This window comes from Pantoea sp. SOD02 (assembly GCF_024707505.1).
In the GTDB taxonomy this organism is placed as follows: Bacteria; Pseudomonadota; Gammaproteobacteria; order Enterobacterales; family Enterobacteriaceae; genus Pantoea; species Pantoea symbiotica.
On sequence record NZ_CP102604.1, the window covers coordinates 941,876 to 961,296 of the forward strand.

Consider the following 19,421-nt stretch of genomic DNA (forward strand, 5'->3'; position numbering starts at 1 on the left):
AATACACTCGAGCTCCCATCTAGCAACAATCGAAGTCATACTGCGAAGGGTAAGTTAGTGCCTAAACAGGTGATATGCAGAATTTAGCGGAAGCAGAAAATGAAAAAGGCTGACAAAAGTCAGCCTTTTCGGGGCATTAGGTATCAGGTGTTGCGCTATTATTCACAAACAGCGTGAGCTTGTCGCCCGGCTGAATGTCTTTAGCGTCACTGTTCCAGCGCATAACATCTTTGGTATTCACACCGTGACGTTTTGCAATACTGGCAAAAGAATCACCCTTACGTACACGATAGGTGATGCTGTTGCCGTTATCAGCCAATTGCGTGCTCGCTTTGCCGCTCACGGTCAGAGTCTGACCGGTACGAACTGAAGCGCTGCGCAGATTGTTCTGCTGTTTCAGTGCACTGACGCTTACGCCAAGCTTGCTGGCAATACCAGACAAGGTGTCGCCTTTGCGTACCGTGTAGCTGTTTCCTGCCGCGCTGACTTTCGCCATCTCGGTAGGCTGCACGGAAGCGATATCACCGGAAGCCAGTGAGTCGCGCAACTTAGCAACGTTGGACTTCGGCACCATAATGTAGTGCGGTCCATTTGGCGCTGTGGCTCCGTTTTTATAACCGGCATTAAATGTCTTCAGCTTGCTGAGAGACATACCGGCCATATCGGCGGCCTGCGTCAGTTCAATCTGCTGTCCCACCTCTACGCGAGCTAATGCACGGCTCTCGTTCGGGGTCGGCAGTTTGATACCGTAACGCTTGTTGTTCTTGAGAATCTCACTCAAGGCCAACATTTTAGGTACGTAAACCGTAGTCTCGCGTGGCAGCGATAAATTCCAGAAGTCAGTCGGTTTACCGCGCGCCTTATTCTGTTTCATCGCCTTCAGCACACGTCCTTCACCGCTGTTGTAGGCGGCGATGGTCAGTAACCAGTCACCGTCAAACATACCGTTCAGACGCTGCATCATATCCAGCGCTACTTTGGTCGAGGCCACCACATCGCGGCGTCCGTCGTACCATTGGTTCTGTTTCAAACCATAGTTTTTGCCCGTTTGTGCAACAATCTGCCAGATGCCGGCGGCATTCGCAGAAGATGTTGCGTGTGGGTCAAAAGCGCTCTCCACTATGGGTAGCAGTACCAGTTCCATCGGCATTTTACGTTTCTGTATCTGCTCGACTATCCAGTACATGTACGGCTCTGCCCGTAATGTTACATCGTGGAGATAGCTCTTATTTTTTAAAAATTTTGTTTTTTGTTCGCGGATCCGGCTGTTTTCCGGAATCCCCATCTTCAACTCGTCACTAATGTGATTCCAGAGATCAGTATCTTCTGCGAGGCTTGTTCCATCATCCTGCCATCGCGGCGACAACAATCGATCTCCGTACTTTCCATTTTCACCTTGACCAGCTGAAGACAGACTCTGGGCATGCTGTACGGGGATATTGGCGTCATTCCTTGATGCCTGACATCCTACCAGCAAGACCGAGGCGAGTAAGATCGCTTTAGCCTTCATGTGTGTGTCAATAGTTCGCTTAAAAGACGAGCAACTATACGTGACGGTCCACCACAACACAACCTCAAATATCAAAAGCGGTCTTTCTTCTCGCGTAGATCGGCGAAAGTTTGCCATAACGCTGACGATGACACATTAGTGCCTAAAGCCTGTTGTAAATCAGCATCTTGCGTGCGTAAAAATAAATTTATTTCCCGCTCTAAGGCCAGTTTTGTCGGTAAAGTAATGCGGTTTTCTGCGCGTAAGTCCTTAATTTGCTGATACCTTGCCAAAATTTTAGGGTCATGGGGCAGAATAGCCGCAGCAAACTTCATATTGGATAAAGTGTACTCATGCGCACAGCAAACAAGAGTATCTGCAGGGAGTTGATTAAGCTTCTGAAATGATTCGAACATTTGTTCTGCGGTGCCTTCAAATAAACGTCCGCAGCCACCGGAAAACATCGTGTCTCCACAGAAAAGATAAGGAGAGCTGAAATATGAGATATGTCCTAAAGTGTGACCAGGTGTTGCGATGACACGGAAATTTAGCCCAAGAACTGTAAATTCATCGCCTTCGGCCACAATACGCTTTGCCCCTTTATCTGCAGTTTCCTGTGGACCGAAAACCGCCAAATCGGGATAGTGCTGCAGCAGTTCATCCACGCCGCCCACGTGATCGTGATGATGATGCGTCAGCAAAATCGCCACGGGTTGCCAATGATTGGCCCTGATTTTATCCAGCACCGGCTGTGCTTCGCCGGGATCGACAATCAGACAGTTATTGTCATCGTCCGTCAGTGTCCAGATGTAGTTATCCTGCAATGCGGGAATGCTGGTAAGATTCATAAACACCTCTCAGGTCGTAGAAAAAGGAAAATGGTAGAGCATGAAGCCGGCTAAAACACGCCAAATCCTGACTGCACCGCGCTCCTGGCGCGATATGCCAATGGGAGACTATTTTCGCGACGCGCTCACTCAGCAACTACAGCCTTATCTCGGCAAGCTGTATGGCTTTCATATGCTTAAAATTGGCAGCCTCAGCGCAGAAATCAACACCAGCCAGTGTGCCATATCGCATCAGGTGAATGTGGGCATTGAGGGCGATGAGTTACAGGTTATCGCCAATAACACGCAATTACCCTTTGAATCTAAATCAGTTGATGCCTGTTTGCTGGCGCACACGCTGGCGTGGAGTCAGGATCCGCACCGCGTGCTGCGCGAAGTGGATCGGGTATTGATCGACGATGGCTGGATGATCATCAGCGGCTTCAATCCTTTCAGTCTATTAGGGATTAGCAAAGGCATTCCGGGTTTGCACTCGCGCGCGCCGTGGAGTGGACGCATGTTCAGCCAGGTTCGTCTGCTCGATTGGCTGAGCCTGCTGAATTATGAAGTGGTTTACCGCACGCGTTTTCAGGTGGTGCCGTGGCATCGGCAGGGCGGCAGGGTGATCAGCGCGCATTTACCGGCGCTCGGTTGTTTGAATATTGTGGTGGCACGTAAACGCACGTTCCCGTTAACGCCCACCAAAATGAAGAAGAATCTGAGTCAAAGCCAGCTACGTCAAACGGTTAACGTTACGCGCCAGTTTCGTGAAGTGAGGGATCAGGATTCAACCTGATAGCCGATATCATCCTGAGTAGGATTTCCCGCCGCGCTGCGCGCCAGTTCGTCGCAGCGTTCGTTCTCCGGATGCCCCGCGTGACCTTTTACCCATTCCCACTTAATTTCATGGTTGCTGAGCGCCACATCGAGGCGTTTCCACAGATCGACATTTTTAACCGGTTTTTTATCGGCGGTTTTCCAGCCGCGCTTCTTCCAGTTGTGGATCCAGCTGGTGATGCCCTGACGAACATATTGGCTGTCGGTACTGAGCACCACCTCACACGGCTGTTTTAACGCTTCAAGCGCCACGATAGCCGCCATCATTTCCATGCGATTGTTGGTGGTGAGGCGATAACCCGTACTGAACTCTTTTTCATGCGCGCCATAACGCAAAATGGCGCCGTAGCCGCCGGGACCGGGATTGCCCAGGCAAGATCCATCGGTGAATATTTCTACCTGTTTGCGCATCTCTGGTAGACTTCCTTCTGACAAAACGCCAAGTCTGACATAAAACGAGTCCTATGAGCACTGCAAATAACCGCCAGATCGTCCTCGATACCGAAACCACCGGCATGAACATGATCGGTGTGCATTATGAAGGACATCGCATCATTGAAATTGGTGCGGTTGAGGTGATCAACCGTCGCCTGACCGGCAACAACTTCCACATGTATCTGAAGCCTGATCGGCTGGTGGATCCGGAAGCGTTCGGCGTTCACGGTATCGCCGACGAATTCCTACTCGATAAGCCGATGTTTGCGGATATCGCCGACGAATTCCTTGAGTACATCCGTGGCGCGGAGCTGGTGATTCATAACGCATCGTTCGATATCGGCTTTATGGATTACGAATTCGGCATGCTGAAGCGGGATATCGGCAAAACCGAAACCATCTGCCAGATCACCGATAGCCTGGCGATGGCGCGTAAGATGTATCCCGGCAAGCGCAACAGCCTCGATGCGTTGTGCAACCGTTATGAGATAGACAACAGCAAGCGTACGTTGCACGGCGCACTGCTCGATGCCGAGATTCTGGCCGAAGTGTTCCTGATGATGACCGGTGGTCAGACTTCGCTGGCGTTTTCACTCGATGGTGAGCAGAACAATCAGGGCGGCGGTGAGAACATTCAGCGGATAGTGCGTCCGAGTTCAGGCCTGCGCGTGGTCAGCGCCAGCGATGAAGAGATTATTGCGCACGAAGGTCGTCTGGATTTAGTGCAGAAGAAGGGCGGTAGCTGCCTGTGGCGTGTGTAAAACGGCTGATTTTGCGTGGAAAATCGACGTTAAGCTGAAAAAAACGCCAAACGAAACATTCCCACATAAAAAGCGTTGACGGGTACGAGAGCTGCTATTAATATGCGCCTCGTTCTCGACGGGGAACAAAGCGCGGAGCGGTAGTTCAGTTGGTTAGAATACCTGCCTGTCACGCAGGGGGTCGCGGGTTCGAGCCCCGTCCGTTCCGCCAATCTATTTAAAGAAGCCGATGCAGAAATGCATCGGCTTTTTGCTTTTTCCAAACCGACGTAGGGTCGCCATTCATGGCGACCATTACCAACTTAATCCTTCTGCACCGCCACCGTCGTGCGATACGCCGCCACAGACTCTTCGCGGTCCGCGCGCGCCAGCCAGCGATAGCAGCCTGCACCCAAGGCCACACCGATAAACCAGCTAAAGTTCGCCACCGCATGCAGTGAAGGAATAAAGCTGATCACCAGACAAATGCCCACCGACGGCAGCAGCGCAGCAATCGCTTTCGGATTGAAGCCGCCGCGATACCAGTAACGTCCTTTTGGCGTGTCATCAAACAGGTCGTCAACGTAAACTTTGCTGCGTTTAATCAGATAGAAATCAGCCACCAGGATGCCGAACAGCGGCCCAATGAACGAGCCCAGTACATCCAGCGTGTAGTGGATCAATTCTGGCGACTGGAACAGGTTCCACGGCGTCAGTAACACCGAGCCAACCGCTGCGATCATGCCACCGGTGCGGAAGCTGATTTTCTGTGGTGAGCAGTTAGAGAAGTCGAACGCTGGCGAGACAAAGTTCGCCACAATATTAATGCCGATGGTAGCGATAATCATGGTCAGCAGGCCAATCGCCACCGCCACGTTGTTACCCACCATGCTGACGGTCTCAATCGGATCGGTGATCATTCTGCCGAACAGCGATTGGGTACCGGAAACAATCACCACGGTGACAATCGAGAACAGCAAGAAGTTGAACGGTAAGCCCCAGCGGTTGCCGCGACGAATTTCGCCCATGCTTTTGCCGTAACGCGAGAAGTCTCCAAAATTCAGCAGCGGACCGGAGAAGTAGGAGACCACCAGCGCGGTGGCGGTGATCATCTGCCAGGTTTGCTCGCCAGTGCTCAACTGCTTGCTGGCCAGCGTGAAGGAGATACCGTCAAAACCGGTTTTGTATACAATCCAGCCCGCCAGCGCCACCATCACCACATACACCGCCGGACCGGCGACATCGATAAAGCGTTTAATCGCGCTCATGCCGTGCCAGAACACCATCGCCTGCAGCAACCACATCACGCCGAAACAGCACCAGCCCAACTGTGATAAGCCGAGCCAGCTGCTTTGCGTCATGCTGCTAAGGGTTGGGAAGAACTTCAGCAGCACCAGCATCAGCGCGTTGGCCGCCAGATAAGTCTGGATGCCGTACCACGCGAAAGCGATCAGCCCGCGGATAATCGCCGGGATATTCGCGCCGAACACACCAAATGCCTGGCGCGAAATCACCGCATAGGGCACGCCCGCCATCTGGCTCGGCTTGGCCACCAGATTGGCGCACAGCTGCACAATGCAGATGCCCACTAACAAGCACAGCAGCACCTGCCAGCTCGCCAGCCCAAGGGTAAAGAAGCTGGCGGCCACCACATAGCCGCCCATGCTGTGCACGTCCGACATCCAGAAAGAAAAGATGTTGTACCACGACCAGTTCTGGTCGCGCGTCGGCGCCAGATCTTCGTTACACAGGCGTGGACTGTATTGCGCGTTGGCTTCAGAGGCCACCGCAGAGGTCACTTCAGAATGATTTGGCATGAAACCTGCTCCTCTCTACATCATGGAATAATAATCACATCGTGAAACGGTATTGCAGGATCCAGGCCAGAATTGATTTCTTGTATACAAAAAATTAATTTCACGTATACGATGTGCAGCACACAGTCACTTACCGGAGCAGGTAATGAAGAGTGAAACAGGCCAGAAAACGGCTGCCGATCTGAACGATCGCGATGAACCTATCTATCAGGCGCTGCTGACCGCCATCGTTGAGCATCAGTTGCCGCCTGGCAGTAAATTGCCGGAAGAAGCGTTATCAGACGTCTTCGGCGTGAGCCGCACCGGCATCCGCAAGGTGCTGCAACGCCTCGCCGCGGTGCAAATGATCACCTTGTCGCCCCGACGTGGTGCACAGGTGGCGACGCCGGGCGTTGATGAAGCCCGCGACATCTTTGCCACCCGCAGTTTATTAGAGTGCGCCAATTTGCCAGCGGTGCTGAGCCACGTACAGGCACCGCACTTAGCGGCGCTTGGCGTGCTAATTGAAGAAGAGCAGCAAGCACACGACCAGCACGATGGTGCCGCCGCGATTCGTCTCTCCGCCGCTTTTCATATTCAGCTGCAGGCGATCTCCGGCAACGAAGTGCTCACCGATATGGTGACGCGCCTGACCCAGCGTTCATCGCTGGTCATCGCCGCTTACGGTGCACCGTGGCAGCGCGGCTGCCGTTGCGATCATCACGATCGGCTGGTGGATCTGCTGCGGCAAAAAGATCTGCCGGCGTTGACTGCCGCACTGCAGCATCACTTCGAACACATTGTTGCCAGCCTGCACTTTGAGCGCAGCGGCGAAACCTTGCCTGATTTCACCCGGTTATTTGCCGGTAACAAAGGAGCGGCATCATGAGCCTGATTCAGGTCATCAATCCCAACACCAGCTTAGCGATGACGGAAACCATTGGCGCCGCCGCGCGCGCCGTCGCCGCGCCGGGCACTGAGATTCTGGCGGTGTGTCCAACGCACGGCGTGGAGTCGATTGAAGGGCATTTTGATGAAGCCATCGCGGCAATTGGCGTGCTGGAGCAGGTGAAACGCGGCAAAGCGCAAGGCGTGAGCGGCCATATCATTGCTTGCTTCGGCGATCCGGGATTACTGGCGGCGCGTGAGCTGGCGAGCGGACCGGTGATTGGCATCGCCGAAGCGGCCATGCAGACCGCCACGCTGGTGGCGACGCGCTTTTCGATTGTCACCACCTTGCCGCGTACGTTGGTGATAGCGCGCCATCTGCTGCAGCAATATGGCTTCACTCACCATTGCGCTGCGCTGCACGCCATCGATCTGCCGGTGCTGGCGCTGGAAGACGGCAGCGGCGTGGCACAGGAGAAAGTCCGTCAGCGCTGCATGCAGGCCAAACGCGAAGATGGCAGCGGCGCGATAGTGTTGGGCTGTGGCGGCATGGCCACGCTGGCGCAGGATCTCACTAAAGAGCTGGGAATACCGGTGATCGACGGCGTCAGCGCCGCAGTAAAAATGGTGGAGTCGCTGGTGGCGTTAGGCTTTGGCACCAGCAAGCACGGCGATCTCGATTATCCCCTCGAAAAACCGCTCAGCGGAGCCTTTCAGCACCTAAACTAACCACTGGTTGAGCGACAGGAACTTACAGAATGAATGATGTATCTGGAAAGAAAGAGTACAGCTTCAACAAAAACTATCCACGCGATCTGATCGGCTATGCCGGCAACCCGCCGCATGCGCAGTGGCCGGGCAAAGCGCGCGTCGCGGTGCAGTTTGTTCTTAATTACGAAGAGGGTGCTGAGAATAACGTGTTGCATGGCGACGCCGGTTCCGAGCAGTTTCTTTCCGATATTATCGGTGCGGCCAGCTACGCCGATCGTCATATGTCGATGGATTCGCTGTATGAATACGGCTCGCGCGCCGGTTTCTGGCGCATTCACAATGAGTTTCAAAAGCGCGGTTTACCGCTAACGGTGTTTGGCGTGGCGATGGCGCTGGCGCGTCATCCGGACATCGTCGAAGCGATTAAAGCGGCGGATTACGACGTGGTGAGCCACGGCTGGCGCTGGATCCACTATCAGGCGATGGACGCAAAAACCGAGCGCCAGCACATGCAGCAGGCGGTCGACGTGTTAACCGATCTGTTCGGCAAAGCGCCAACCGGCTGGTACACCGGCCGCGACAGCCCAAACACCCGACGTTTAGTGGTCGAGCAGGGCGGTTTCAGCTATGACAGCGACTATTACGGCGACGATTTACCGTTCTGGACGCAAGTCACTTGTCAGGACGGCACGGTCAAACCGCATCTCATCATCCCTTACACGCTGGAGTGCAACGACATGCGCTTCGCCTCGCCGCAGGGCTTCAACACCGCGGAGCAGTTCTTTACCTATCTGCGCGACACCTTTGATGTGCTGTACGAAGAGGGCGAAACCGCACCTAAGATGATGTCGATTGGCATGCACTGTCGTTTGCTGGGACGTCCGGGGAAATTCCGAGGCTTGCAGCGCTTCCTCGATCACATCCAGCAGCATGAAGATGTATGGGTGTGTACGCGTCAGCAGATCGCCGATCACTGGATCGAAACGCATCCGGCACCAACATCCTGAATTTGTAGGGTCGCCATTTATGGCGTAATGCCGCTCAGTTAAGCGCAGAGCGACTTTCGTTCGCCATGTGCTGAGGCAGTTGCAGCACCTTCGTGCGGCGACCGAGCAGAGGACGCCTGGCCGCGCCCTCTGCACTCCCGGGCCCTGCGCCAGCCCAACCCGCCGCTTCGCGGTACCTTCACTCATTCACGATTCCTGACGGACCGGCGGCGATTCGCTCCTGCTCAGCGCCGCCTCTCGCCGCATCCATGCGGCTCGCCCTGGAATCCCTCAATCGTTCAGCGGGTTAGGATGTCGCCTCAACACCCGCGCTGCAGCAACTATGCATTTTCCTGATTCTCCATTGCTACGAACACCGTAGGGTTGCCATTCATGGCGACCTGGTGCGCATGAATACGTTCCCAACGAAAAACCATCCCGGCCGCCTGCTTCACGCATTCTGAAACTGCCAGATGCCTTGCGGGTGGAATCCCTGCGATGCCTGTACACTGCTTATCTGACGAGCATTACGCCATTTATGGCGACCGATTTATCCCGCTAACAACTTAACTCATCAAACTCACCTGCGCCGCGACGATCCGCCATCCGCACGGCAATCGCACCCACGTCTGCTGCTGGCGTCCAATCTTCTCCACGCCTTCACGCGTAAACTCGGTGCTGCACACCGCATAGTCATCGCCAAAGGTGGTAATCACCGTATTACGTAACTCGCGCTCCAACCCTTTCGACGGACGTGCCGCGCGGAAAGCGCGAATCTCATCAATGCCATACAAATTCTCGCCCGCGCCCAAACGAACGGTGCGTTTATCGTGCCAGAACAGCTCATCCAGCACTTCAACGTCATTGCTAATCAACGCCTGCTCGTAGCGGTAAAAGGCGGCGGTGACTTCGGCGAGCACTGCCGGGCGATCAATATGTTCAGGTGTCATCTTCAGGCATCCATTAAGGTGGTTTGTGGCAGCGTCAGCCCTTGCTGTTGCAGCGCCCAGGCGGCGCGCAGTGCCAGATGTTCTTTAAACGGTGCGGCGATCAGCTGTAAACCAATCGGCAAGCCGCTGGCGGTTTGCAGCGGCACGGTGCAGACCGGTAAACCGAGGAACGAAATCGGCTGGGTCAGCATGCCCATGCTGGCGCGCGTCGGCAAATGCTGGCCGTTGATGTGAATGGTTTCCTGGCCGATGGTGGTGGCGGTGCACGGTGTGGCGGGTGCAATCAGCACGTCGAATTGCTCAAATAGCGGCAGTACCTGCTGCTGGAAGTGACGGCGGAAACGCTGCGCCTGCACGTACCACGCCGAAGGCAGCATCGCACCGGCCAGCAAGCGTTCACGCGAGTTGGGCTCGAACTGCTCGGGCTGCGTGCGCAGCATCGGCAAGTAGTGATTGCCGCCTTCTGCGGCGGTCATGATAAAGGCCGCCGAACGTGCAATCTCTGCATTCGGTAAGCTTACTTCGTCGATTGCCTGCAGCGCCTTAGCCGCAACGGCCACGGCTGCGCGCGCTTCATCGCTGCACCAGGTTGAGAAAAACCCGCCGAGTACCGCGCTGCGCACGCCTTCTGCACCCTTGCTGAGCCCGGCGCTGACTGGCGCAATGGGCTGCGCGGCTTGGAAGGCATCGCTGGCGTCGGCACCTTGCAAGGTGTCGTACACCAGGCTCAAATCTTCAACCGAACGGGCAAATGGGCCGATGTGATCGAGGCTGGCGACAAACGGATGGCTGCCGCTACGCGATAAACGGCCAAAGGTCGGTTTCAGACCGAAGATGCCGCACAGCGAAGCGGGCACGCGGATCGATCCGTTGGTGTCGGTGCCGAGCGAGAAGTGCACCAAACCCGCCGCCACCGCCGCTGCCGAACCGCCGGACGATCCGCCCGCCACGCGGGTTAAATCGCGCGGGTTGTGCGTCGCGCCATAATGGGTGTTTTCGGTGGTAAAACCGTACGCATAGGCATCCATATTCAGCATGCCGGAGAGCAGCGCGCCAGACTGACGTAGTTTGCTCACCGCCCATGCATCCTCGCGTGCCGCCGCGCGTTCGCTGAACAGGCTGGCTCCGGCTAAGGTGCTGTGTCCGGCGACATCAAACAGGTTTTTCACCGCGTAAGGAATGCCGGCTAACGGCGGCAAGGTTTCGCCGCGCTGGCGCTGCTGATCGATCTGATCGGCTTCGCGCAGCATGCGTTGACCGGTGACTTCGGTCCAGGCGTTGATCGCCGGATTATGTTGTTCAATCGCCGCCAGCGTATGTTGCGCGATATCGCGGGCGCTGATCTCGCCCTGGCTCAGCGCCTGTTGCAACGCGTTAATCGATAAAGACGACAGTTTCATGGATGAAACACCCCCGCCACTTCCAGCCGATCGTCGAGCGGCAGCGCCATCAGCGGCTCGGCCATCGCGGCGATGCGGTTGAACTGTGTCAGCAGCTCGGCGCGACGCGCATCATCCAGCTCCAGCGCCAGAATCTGCTCCATTTGGGCGATATAGGTGGCCCAATCCGGTTGTGAACTCATCAATAATCTCCGTTAGAAACCGGCGGCGCTGCCGTTGCTGCGCGGATCGAACGCGCCTTCCAGCATGCCGTTGTTGTGTCTGACGATCGCGCCTGCATGGCCGACCACTTCACTGAAATCGGGCAGCAGTTCAACCTCATGGCCGAGTGCACGCAGCTGCTGCACCGTTTCCGGTGCGATGCGCGCTTCAAGCTTAAGCGAATCAGATGATTGTCCCCACGTGCGACCCAGCAGCCAGCGCGGCGCGCTCACCGCCTGTTGCAGCGGATGCCCCTGAATCACGTGACGGGTGAAAATCGCCGCCTGGGTTTGCGGTTGACCGTCGCCTCCCATCGAACCGTACACCATGGTGCGACCATCTTTGAGGCGCGCGGCGGCGGGATTAAGCGTGTGGAACGGCTGTTTGCCCGGCTGCAGCGCCAGCAAATGGTCGGATTGCAGGCTGAAAGCCGCACCGCGGTTTTGCCAGGTGATGCCGGTGCCAGGCAGCACCACGCCGCTGCCAAATTCGTGATAAACGCTCTGGATGAATGAAACGGCCAGCCCGCTGCTGTCCATCACGCCCATCCACACGGTGTCGCCCGGTCCGCGCCCGGTGCCCCACGCAGCCGCTTGGTGATCGTCCACCTGCGCCGCCAGCGTGCTGAGATGTTCAGCATCCAGCAGACTCTGCACATCAATGTCGATGTGGCGCGGATCGGTGATGTGCTTGTCGCGCAGCGCGAAGGCTTTTTTGGTGGCTTCGACGATGCGGTGCACGGTTTGTGCTTCATCGGCGTCAGCCATATTAAGTCGATCGGTAATGCCGAGGATCGCCAGCGACACCAAACCCTGCGTTGGCGGCGTCATGTTCCAGATATCGCCTTCACTGTGCGCCAGATGCAGCGGCGTGCAGCGTCGGGCTTGATGCGTCTGCAAATCCTCCAGCGTGATCGGCATCCCCAGCGCGGTCATCTCGCGCGCCAGATGGTGCGCCAGTTCACCGCGATAAAAACTCTCGAGTCCATGATCGCACAGCATGCTCAGGGTGTTCGCCAGCGCCGGTTGGGTGAAGCGGCTGCCTGCAACCGGCACGCTGCCGTCCGGTAAAAAGGTGGCGGCAAAACCGGGTTGATGCTGCAACTCATGCTGTTTGGCGGCGGTAGCGGCGGCCTGCGAGGCGGTGACCGGAATCCCGTCGGCGGCATAGCGAATCGCATCGCGCAGCAAGCGGGTTAACGGCAGCGGCGCAGCGCCGAGTTCCTGCGCCAATGTCAACGCTTCCTGCCAACCGCTCACGGTGCCAGCAACGGTTAAGGCGGCTTTGGGTCCGCGATGCGGAATATGCGTTTCGCCGTGATAGAAATCGATATGCGCCAGTGAACCGGCCGCGCCACTGGCGTCAATGGCGATGGGATCGCCGTTTGGCGGTACCACCAGCCAGAAGCCGTCGCCACCTAAACCGTTCATGTGCGGGTAAACCACGGCGATAGTGGCAGCGGCGGCCACCATCGCTTCCAGCGCATTACCGCCTTCGCGCAGCACCGCTAAGGCACTTTCGCTGGCGAGATGATGTGGCGTAACGGCCATGCCTAACGGCGCCATGTTGCTCTGTATCATAGTGAACTCTTTCTCTGTTATGGCTTGTAGGGTGCATTTGAACGGCGGTCGCCATGAATGGCGACCCTACAACCGTGCGGTGCGGATTTGTGCGCACCTGGCAAATACAGCATAAATCTAAGCAAGAGCTGTTCCAGTTTTGGTCGGACATCAATCTGGATCGATTTATGCTAGCTTGTGGTGAAACGAAAGTTACAGGACCGATGATGAAACAACTTGATGAACGCCTTCGTAGTCACTATCCGCAACTGTCGCCGCAGGAGCAGCGCATTGCCGACTTCGTGTTTGACCATTTTGATGACCTGATCAGCTACAACAGCGCCGAGCTGGCGCGACTGAGCGGCGTGTCGAAGGCGACGGTTAGCCGTTTGTTCAAGCGTCTCGGTTACGAGAAGTACAAGGACATGCGCGATGAGCTGCGCATCCTGCGCCAGAGCGGCATGCCGCTCACCGATAATCGCGATGCGGTGCAGGGCAACACCTTGCTGTCACGCCACTATAAGCAAGAGATGGCGAATCTGACGCAGTGGGTTAACAGCATCGATCCGCAGCAGTTTGGCGAGGTGATTAGCGCGCTGGGCGCGGCAAAACGGGTGTTTATCATCGGCATGCGTAACGCCTATCCGGTGGCGCTGCACCTGCGACAGCAGCTGATGCAGGCGCGTCCGGAGGTGCATGTGCTGCCGCAGCCGGGCCAGACGCTGGGGGAAGAGCTGGTGGATATCACACCTGACGATATCGTGGTGGTGATGGCGTTTCGTCGCCGACCACGCATCATTCGTCCGCTGATGCAGCAGCTGCAGCAGAGCAACATCCCGGTGCTGGCGCTGTGTGAGCCGCAGGCGCAGGGCATTATCACGCTGGCGCGCTGGCAGCTTTGCGCGCCGCTCGACAGCGTTTCCGCTTTTGATAGCTACGCCTCCGCCATGAGTCTGGTTAACCTGCTGGCGAATGCGTTGCTGCATGAAATGTTGTCGCAGGGCCGTCAGCGCATCCATCAAATTGCCGATCTTTATCAACATCTCGACGAGCTGGAACACCGATAACGGGCGCCATGATGGTGCATTGCACTGTTTTTGATCGTTAATTCCAACGGGCGCGATGCCCGTTTTTTTTACCTGAAACGCAGTAAATCCACGTTTTTTTCCCTTTCTTCTCCCGGCACTGCGGTTGGCACATTAGTTGCAGAATGATTCACCAAGAATCTTTTGTTTCACGTAAACTCACCGGGGTGCATAATGAAAAAAGTATTATTAGCGGTAGCGGGCGCGGCATTGCTGATGGCGCAGGTCGGGAGTGCAATGGCCGATCAGCTGCAGGATATCCAGAAGCGCGGCGTGATCCGCGTGGCGGTTCCGCAGGATTTCCCGCCGTTCGGTTCCGTGGGTACTGACCTGCAACCGCAGGGCTACGATATCGACATGGCGAAGTATCTCGCCAAACAGATGAAACTGAAGTTGCAGCTGGTGCCGGTTTCCAGCGCCAACCGTGTGCCGTATCTGCAGACCGATAAAGTCGATCTGGTGATCTCCAGCATGGGCAAAAACGCCGAGCGCGAGAAAGTGATCGATTTTACCCAAGCTTATGCGCCGTTCTTCCTTGGCGTATTTGGCCCGAAAGGTGAAACCCTGAAAGATGCGGCAGCGCTGAGTGGCAAATCCATCGGCGTCACGCGCGGTGCAGTGGAAGATATGGTGTTGAGCGATATCGCACCTAAAGACGCCCAGGTGAAGCGTTATGAAGATAACAACACCACGCTGTCGGCTTATCTGTCCGGACAAGTGCAATACGTTGCCACCGGTAACCTGGTTGTCGCCGCCATTGCACGTCAGAACGCCGCGAAAGCACCGGTTGCCCAGTTCATGCTGAAAGATTCACCGTGCTACATCGGCCTGAAAAAAGATGAGCCGGCGCTGAAAGAGAAAGTGAATGCGCTGATTGAGCAGGGCATCAAAGACGGCACGCTGAACAAGCTGTCGGAAGAGTGGCTGAAAGCGCCGTTGCCAGCCAACCTCGGCGCATAAAGCATGGCGCAACTTAACTTTGCCGACCTCTGGCCGCACTGGCCAGAGTTGCTGGCCGGATTGTGGGTCACGATTCAGATCACCGTGCTCGCCACCGTAGGCGGCGTCAGTCTCGGGATTCTCGGCGCGGCGCTGCGCAGCGGTAAACCGAGCTGGGCGAGCCGCATCTGGGGCCTGTATGTCGAATTGATCCGTAATACGCCGTTTGTGGTGCAGCTGTTTTTTATCGTCTTTGGTTTGCCCAATCTGGGTCTGAAACTGACGGCGGGCGAAGCCGCGCTGCTGGCGATGTTGATTAACCTTGGCGCTTACAGCACCGAAATTATTCGCGCCGGGATTCAGGTGACGCCGCGCGGCCAGTGGGAAGCGGGGCGCGTGCTGGGATTGACCCGCACGCAAACCTTTATCCGCGTGGTGCTGCCGCCGTCGCTGCAGCGGATTTATCCGGCGCTGGTTAGCCAATGCATCATTGTGATGCTCGGTTCATCGGTGGTGTCGCAGGTGTCGTACGAAGAGTTGACCTTTGCCGCCAACCTGATCCAGTCGCGCACCTTTTTGAGTTTTGAAGTCTATTTCGTGACCACGCTGATCTATCTGGCGTTGTCGATCGCCATGCGCCAACTGCTGCTGGCGCTGGGACGTAAATGGTTGGGAGCGCAGCCGGCATGATGACGCAATTTACCGACTGGGACATCCTGCGCAACCTGCTGCTGGCAGCGCGCTGGACAATTTTACTCTCGCTGGTGGCGTTTTTTGGCGGCACGCTGGTGACCTTACCGCTGCTGTTTATGCGCCTGCTGAAGCGTAAATGGCCGATGCGCTTTGTGCGCGCGTACACCGAGCTGTTTCAGGGCACGCCGCTGCTGATGCAGTTGTTCCTTGCTTTCTTCGGCGTCGGCTTGTTCGGCATCGATGTAGCGCCATGGACCGCCGCCTCGCTGGCCTTAACGCTCTACACCAGCGCGTTTTTGGTGGATATCTGGTACGGCAGCATTCGCGCCCTGCCAAAAGGGCAGTGGGAAGCATCGCGCTGTCTCGGCCTGACCTTTGGTCAAACGCTGTTTCGCGTGGTGGCGCCGCAGGCGATTCGCATCGCTATCGCGCCTACGGTTGGGTTTGCCGTGCAGGTGATTAAAGGCACCGCGCTGGCTTCGATTATCGGTTTCGTCGAGCTGACCAAAGCCGGCACCATTTTGAATAACGTGACGTATGAGCCGTTCAAGGTGTTTGGCCTGGTGGCGCTCGGTTACTTCCTGATGTGTTATCCGCTGTCGCGTTACAGCCAGTACCTGGAGAAAAAATTCAATGCCGCTCATCACCATTAATCAGGTACAGAAGTACTACGGCGACAACCACGTCTTGAAAGGTGTCGATCTCGATGTCGATCACGGCGAAGTGATCTCGATTATCGGCCGCAGCGGATCGGGCAAAAGTACCTTGCTGCGCTGCATGAACGGGCTGGAAGGCTATCAGGAAGGCAGCATCAAACTCGGCGGCATGACCATTACCGACCGCGAATCGCAGGCGCGGGAAATCAGCCGCTCGGTCGGCATGGTGTTCCAGAACTTCAACCTGTTCCCGCACATGACGGCGTTGGAAAACGTGATGCTGGCGCCGCGCCGCGTGCTGAAGAAAAGCGAAGCCGAATGCCGTGAACTGGCAACGCAGATGCTGGAGAAAGTCGGCCTCGGTGAGCGCATCAATTACTACCCGGCCAATCTGTCAGGCGGTCAGCAGCAGCGCGTGGCGATTGCCCGTGCGCTGGCGATGCAGCCCAAAGTTTTACTCTGTGACGAGATCACCTCCGCGCTCGATCCCGAGCTGGTCGGCGAAGTGCTGAAAGTGCTGGAGCAACTGGCCGCCGAAGGCATGACGCTGATTCTCGTCACCCATGAAATGAACTTCGCCCGCGACGTGGGCGATCGCGTGGTCTTTATGCATCAGGGGCGCGTCTGGGAGCAGGGCGACAGCAAAACGCTGTTCGCCAATCCGCAAACGGCGGAGCTGAAGCAATTTATCTCCACGGTCCGCCTCTAAGTTTTCTTTAAGGAATACAACATGGATATCAGCCAATTTTCGCAAATCAATCCTCCACAGCGTCTGCTGATGGGACCGGGCCCGATCAACGCCGATCCGCGCGTGCTGCGCGCCATGTCGAGTCAGCTGATTGGCCAGTACGATCCGGCGATGACGCACTACATGAACGAAGTGATGGCGCTGTACCGTGGCGTATTCCGCACTGAAAACCGCTGGACGATGCTGATCGACGGCACCTCACGCGCCGGTATCGAAGCGATTCTGCTGTCGGCGATCCGTCCGGGCGACAAAGTGCTGGTGCCGGTATTTGGCCGTTTCGGTCATTTGCTGTGTGAAATCGCCCGCCGCTGCCGTGCGGAAGTGCACACCATTGAAGTGCCGTGGGGCGAAGTATTTACGCCGGATCAGATCGAAGACGCGATCAAAAAAGTGCAGCCGCGCCTGCTGCTGACGGTACAGGGCGACACGTCCACCACCATGCTGCAGCCGCTGGAAGAGCTGGGCGCGATCTGCCAGAAATATGGCGTGCTGTTCTACACCGATGCCACCGCATCGCTCGGCGGCAACGCGCTGGAAACCGATGCGTGGGGCCTGGATGCGGTGTCGGCTGGCATGCAGAAGTGCCTCGGCGGACCGTCCGGCACCTCGCCAATCACGTTGAGCCCGCAGATGGAAGCGGTGATCCGCAAACGTAAATGCGTGGAAGAGGGCATTCGCACCGCCGATCATCAGGATGGTGACGACGAGATGATCTATTCCAACTATTTCGATCTCGGCATGATCATGGATTACTGGGGCCCGGAACGCCTTAATCACCACACTGAAGCCACTACCGCGCTGTTTGGCGCGCGTGAATGTGCGCGTCTGATGATGCAGGAAGGATTAGATAACGGCATCGCGCGCCATAAGCTGCACGGCGATGCGCTGCTGAAAGGCATTCAGGGCATGGGCCTCGAAACCTTCGGCGATCTACGACATAAAATGAATAACGTGCTCGGCGTGGTGATCCCGCAGGGCGTGAATGGCGATCAGGTGCGCAAACTGGTGCTGGAAGATTTCGGCATCGAGATCGGTACTTCGTTTGGTCCGCTGCACGGCAAAGTGTGGCGCATCGGTACCATGGGTTACAACGCGCGTAAAGATTGCGTGATGATGACCTTAAGCGCACTGGAAGCGGTGCTGAATCATGTTGGTTTCCGCACCACGCAAGGCGCAGCGATGCAGGCGGCGTGGGATCTTTACGGGAGCCGCGCATGAATAAAAGCCTGATGACCGCCAGCGAGGCGCAGATCGCCGCCGCTCGCGTCATGGCGCGCTGTGATGCGCTGGCTGAGATCAGCGAAAGCGAAGATGGCCTGACGCGCGTTTATCTGTCGCCGGAACAGCTGCGCGCCAACGCGCGCGTCGGCGATTGGATGCAGGCCGCGGGCATGACGACGTGGCAGGATGCGGTGGGCAACATTTGCGGTCGCTACGAAGCGGCGCAGCCGGGCGCGCAGGCGCTGCTGCTCGGTTCGCATCTGGATACGGTGCGCAACGCCGGTCGCTACGACGGCATGCTCGGCGTGTTAAGCGCTATCGAAACCGTACAATGGTTGCATGATCGGCAGCAGCGTTTACCGCTGGCGATTGAGATTGTCGGCTTCGGCGACGAAGAGGGCACGCGCTTCGGCATTACGCTGCTCGGCAGCCGTGGCATCACCGGCAGCTGGCCGGAAAGTTGGGTGACGCATCCGGATGGCAACGGCATTACCGTGGCAGAAGCGATGCAGGACGTCGGTTTCGATGCGGCGAAAATTCTCGACGCGGCGCGTGATGTCAATGAGATCGCCGCCTATCTGGAACTGCATATCGAGCAAGGTCCGTGCCTTGAGCAAGAAGATTTGGCGCTTGGTGTGGTGACGGCAATCAACGGCGCGCGTCGTCTGAATTGCAGTTTTATCGGTGAAGCCGGCCATGCGGGCACCGTGCCAATGACGCATCGCAAAGATGCGCTTGCCGCTGCCGCCGAATGGATGATGTTTATTGAACACACCACGCAGGAGCACGATCCGCAGCTGGTGGCGACCGTCGGCACGCTGAGCTGCTTGCCGGGCGCGGTCAACGTGATCCCCGGCGAAGTGCAGCTGTCGCTCGACGTGCGTGGTCCGCAGGATGAACCGCTGGAGCGTTTGCTCTCCACGCTGCTCACTCAAGCGCAGGCGATTGCGCTGCGTCGCGGCTTAACCTTCAACTCCAACACGTATTACCAGATTGCCGCCACCGCCTGTGATGCGCGCTTGCAGCAGGCGCTGAGCCACGCGGTAGAAACCGTGCAAGGGCGCAGCCTGTCGCTGCCAAGCGGCGCGGGACACGATGCGATTGCCATCGCTGAGTGCTGGCCGGTTGGCATGCTGTTTGTGCGCAACCATCGCGGCATCAGCCATCATCCGGCGGAATCGGTACAAATCGCTGATGTGGCGCTGGGCGTGCAGGCGTATCTACAAGCGGTTTGCGATATTGCCCGCGCTAAGGAATAAA

General features: G+C 56.9%; 19 protein-coding genes, 1 tRNA gene and 1 pseudogene. 13 read left to right on the forward strand and 8 right to left on the reverse strand.

Annotated elements, in window-relative coordinates; genetic code table 11:
• Positions 1-136 precede the first annotated feature (136 nt).
• Together mltD and gloB are read right to left on the reverse strand one after the other, a co-directional pair.
• On the reverse strand, positions 137-1,510 hold the full coding sequence (gene mltD / locus NR302_RS04240) for a murein transglycosylase D (protein WP_036648534.1): 1,374 nt from the start codon (positions 1,508-1,510) through the stop codon (positions 137-139).
• 71 nt (positions 1,511-1,581) lie between these two features.
• Positions 1,582-2,337 carry a hydroxyacylglutathione hydrolase gene (gene gloB / locus NR302_RS04245; protein ID WP_154153846.1) on the reverse strand — a complete coding sequence of 252 codons (756 nt, stop codon included), beginning with the start codon at positions 2,335-2,337 and terminating at the stop codon, positions 1,582-1,584.
• 40 nt (positions 2,338-2,377) lie between these two features.
• Between gloB and NR302_RS04250 the strand changes: the two genes are divergently transcribed.
• On the forward strand, positions 2,378-3,112 hold the full coding sequence (locus tag NR302_RS04250) for a class I SAM-dependent methyltransferase (RefSeq protein WP_154195060.1): 735 nt from the start codon (positions 2,378-2,380) through the stop codon (positions 3,110-3,112).
• Here NR302_RS04250 and rnhA read toward each other — a convergent pair.
• Positions 3,097-3,664, reverse strand: a pseudogene (rnhA, locus tag NR302_RS04255) (ribonuclease HI). The gene NR302_RS04250 and the pseudogene rnhA overlap by 16 nt on opposite strands.
• On the opposite strand from rnhA, the gene dnaQ reads away from it, so the two are divergent.
• Positions 3,618-4,349 carry a DNA polymerase III subunit epsilon gene (dnaQ, locus tag NR302_RS04260; protein ID WP_258144643.1) on the forward strand — a complete coding sequence of 244 codons (732 nt, stop codon included), beginning with the start codon at positions 3,618-3,620 and terminating at the stop codon, positions 4,347-4,349. The pseudogene rnhA and the gene dnaQ overlap by 47 nt on opposite strands.
• Before the next feature lie 134 nt (positions 4,350-4,483).
• Positions 4,484-4,560, forward strand: a tRNA-Asp gene (locus NR302_RS04265).
• Positions 4,561-4,651: 91 nt separating this feature from the next.
• Here NR302_RS04265 and NR302_RS04270 read toward each other — a convergent pair.
• Positions 4,652-6,145, reverse strand: coding sequence for an NCS1 family nucleobase:cation symporter-1 (locus NR302_RS04270; RefSeq protein ID WP_258144644.1), 1,494 nt, complete (start codon positions 6,143-6,145; stop codon positions 4,652-4,654).
• Between the two features lie 145 nt (positions 6,146-6,290).
• Here NR302_RS04270 and NR302_RS04275 point away from each other — a divergent pair, with 145 nt between their 5' ends.
• The 3 genes from NR302_RS04275 to puuE are packed head-to-tail and all read left to right on the forward strand — an operon-like array spanning position 6,291 to position 8,730.
• Complete coding sequence (locus tag NR302_RS04275; protein WP_008105218.1) at positions 6,291-7,013, forward strand: GntR family transcriptional regulator; 723 nt, start codon at positions 6,291-6,293, stop codon at positions 7,011-7,013.
• On the forward strand, positions 7,010-7,741 hold the full coding sequence (hpxA, locus tag NR302_RS04280; RefSeq protein WP_258144645.1) for an allantoin racemase: 732 nt from the start codon (positions 7,010-7,012) through the stop codon (positions 7,739-7,741). The genes NR302_RS04275 and hpxA overlap by 4 nt, the downstream gene beginning before the upstream one ends.
• 29 nt (positions 7,742-7,770) lie before the next feature.
• Positions 7,771-8,730: an allantoinase PuuE gene (gene puuE, locus NR302_RS04285; protein ID WP_179451770.1), complete on the forward strand. Its 960-nt coding sequence runs from the start codon at positions 7,771-7,773 to the stop codon at positions 8,728-8,730.
• Between the two features lie 545 nt (positions 8,731-9,275).
• Here the strand turns inward: puuE and hpxZ are convergent.
• From hpxZ to NR302_RS04305, 4 genes are read right to left on the reverse strand one after another with little or no spacing between them, the layout of a single operon-like run.
• Positions 9,276-9,659, reverse strand: coding sequence for an oxalurate catabolism protein HpxZ (gene hpxZ, locus NR302_RS04290; RefSeq protein ID WP_008105221.1), 384 nt, complete (start codon positions 9,657-9,659; stop codon positions 9,276-9,278).
• 2 nt (positions 9,660-9,661) lie between these two features.
• Positions 9,662-11,059: an AtzE family amidohydrolase gene (locus NR302_RS04295; RefSeq protein WP_258144646.1), complete on the reverse strand. Its 1,398-nt coding sequence runs from the start codon at positions 11,057-11,059 to the stop codon at positions 9,662-9,664.
• Positions 11,056-11,241 carry an oxalurate catabolism protein HpxX gene (hpxX, locus tag NR302_RS04300; protein WP_061723592.1) on the reverse strand — a complete coding sequence of 62 codons (186 nt, stop codon included), beginning with the start codon at positions 11,239-11,241 and terminating at the stop codon, positions 11,056-11,058. The genes NR302_RS04295 and hpxX overlap by 4 nt, the downstream gene beginning before the upstream one ends.
• Before the next feature lie 12 nt (positions 11,242-11,253).
• Positions 11,254-12,840, reverse strand: coding sequence for a gamma-glutamyltransferase family protein (locus NR302_RS04305; protein ID WP_258144647.1), 1,587 nt, complete (start codon positions 12,838-12,840; stop codon positions 11,254-11,256).
• Positions 12,841-13,046: 206 nt separating this feature from the next.
• On the opposite strand from NR302_RS04305, the gene hpxU reads away from it, so the two are divergent.
• From hpxU to hpxK, 7 genes are all read left to right on the forward strand, one after another.
• Positions 13,047-13,886 carry a MurR/RpiR family transcriptional regulator HpxU gene (hpxU, locus tag NR302_RS04310; RefSeq protein ID WP_258145154.1) on the forward strand — a complete coding sequence of 280 codons (840 nt, stop codon included), beginning with the start codon at positions 13,047-13,049 and terminating at the stop codon, positions 13,884-13,886.
• 192 nt (positions 13,887-14,078) lie between these two features.
• Positions 14,079-14,864 carry a transporter substrate-binding domain-containing protein gene (locus NR302_RS04315; protein ID WP_008105226.1) on the forward strand — a complete coding sequence of 262 codons (786 nt, stop codon included), beginning with the start codon at positions 14,079-14,081 and terminating at the stop codon, positions 14,862-14,864.
• Positions 14,865-14,867: 3 nt separating this feature from the next.
• Positions 14,868-15,533 carry an amino acid ABC transporter permease gene (locus tag NR302_RS04320; protein ID WP_061717544.1) on the forward strand — a complete coding sequence of 222 codons (666 nt, stop codon included), beginning with the start codon at positions 14,868-14,870 and terminating at the stop codon, positions 15,531-15,533.
• Positions 15,533-16,189, forward strand: a complete 657-nt coding sequence (locus NR302_RS04325) for an amino acid ABC transporter permease (RefSeq protein ID WP_036648539.1) — start codon at positions 15,533-15,535, stop codon at positions 16,187-16,189. The genes NR302_RS04320 and NR302_RS04325 overlap by 1 nt, the downstream gene beginning before the upstream one ends.
• Complete coding sequence (locus NR302_RS04330; protein WP_007887180.1) at positions 16,170-16,901, forward strand: amino acid ABC transporter ATP-binding protein; 732 nt, start codon at positions 16,170-16,172, stop codon at positions 16,899-16,901. Before NR302_RS04325 ends, NR302_RS04330 begins: the two co-directional genes overlap by 20 nt.
• Before the next feature lie 21 nt (positions 16,902-16,922).
• Positions 16,923-18,158, forward strand: a complete 1,236-nt coding sequence (locus tag NR302_RS04335; RefSeq protein WP_154195072.1) for an alanine--glyoxylate aminotransferase family protein — start codon at positions 16,923-16,925, stop codon at positions 18,156-18,158.
• On the forward strand, positions 18,155-19,420 hold the full coding sequence (gene hpxK, locus NR302_RS04340) for an allantoate amidohydrolase (RefSeq protein WP_258144648.1): 1,266 nt from the start codon (positions 18,155-18,157) through the stop codon (positions 19,418-19,420). Before NR302_RS04335 ends, hpxK begins: the two co-directional genes overlap by 4 nt.
• Position 19,421 lies beyond the last annotated feature (1 nt).

Coding starts and splice junctions, on each gene's coding strand:
- mltD (WP_036648534.1), bottom strand. CDS start 1,510: ATGAAGGCTAAAGCGATCTTACTCGCCTCGGTCTTGCTGGTAGGATGT.
- gloB (WP_154153846.1), bottom strand. CDS start 2,337: ATGAATCTTACCAGCATTCCCGCATTGCAGGATAACTACATCTGGACA.
- NR302_RS04250 (WP_154195060.1), top strand. CDS start 2,378: ATGAAGCCGGCTAAAACACGCCAAATCCTGACTGCACCGCGCTCCTGG.
- dnaQ (WP_258144643.1), top strand. CDS start 3,618: ATGAGCACTGCAAATAACCGCCAGATCGTCCTCGATACCGAAACCACC.
- NR302_RS04270 (WP_258144644.1), bottom strand. CDS start 6,145: ATGCCAAATCATTCTGAAGTGACCTCTGCGGTGGCCTCTGAAGCCAAC.
- NR302_RS04275 (WP_008105218.1), top strand. CDS start 6,291: ATGAAGAGTGAAACAGGCCAGAAAACGGCTGCCGATCTGAACGATCGC.
- hpxA (WP_258144645.1), top strand. CDS start 7,010: ATGAGCCTGATTCAGGTCATCAATCCCAACACCAGCTTAGCGATGACG.
- puuE (WP_179451770.1), top strand. CDS start 7,771: ATGAATGATGTATCTGGAAAGAAAGAGTACAGCTTCAACAAAAACTAT.
- hpxZ (WP_008105221.1), bottom strand. CDS start 9,659: ATGACACCTGAACATATTGATCGCCCGGCAGTGCTCGCCGAAGTCACC.
- NR302_RS04295 (WP_258144646.1), bottom strand. CDS start 11,059: ATGAAACTGTCGTCTTTATCGATTAACGCGTTGCAACAGGCGCTGAGC.
- hpxX (WP_061723592.1), bottom strand. CDS start 11,241: ATGAGTTCACAACCGGATTGGGCCACCTATATCGCCCAAATGGAGCAG.
- NR302_RS04305 (WP_258144647.1), bottom strand. CDS start 12,840: ATGATACAGAGCAACATGGCGCCGTTAGGCATGGCCGTTACGCCACAT.
- hpxU (WP_258145154.1), top strand. CDS start 13,047: ATGAAACAACTTGATGAACGCCTTCGTAGTCACTATCCGCAACTGTCG.
- NR302_RS04315 (WP_008105226.1), top strand. CDS start 14,079: ATGAAAAAAGTATTATTAGCGGTAGCGGGCGCGGCATTGCTGATGGCG.
- NR302_RS04320 (WP_061717544.1), top strand. CDS start 14,868: ATGGCGCAACTTAACTTTGCCGACCTCTGGCCGCACTGGCCAGAGTTG.
- NR302_RS04325 (WP_036648539.1), top strand. CDS start 15,533: ATGACGCAATTTACCGACTGGGACATCCTGCGCAACCTGCTGCTGGCA.
- NR302_RS04330 (WP_007887180.1), top strand. CDS start 16,170: ATGCCGCTCATCACCATTAATCAGGTACAGAAGTACTACGGCGACAAC.
- NR302_RS04335 (WP_154195072.1), top strand. CDS start 16,923: ATGGATATCAGCCAATTTTCGCAAATCAATCCTCCACAGCGTCTGCTG.
- hpxK (WP_258144648.1), top strand. CDS start 18,155: ATGAATAAAAGCCTGATGACCGCCAGCGAGGCGCAGATCGCCGCCGCT.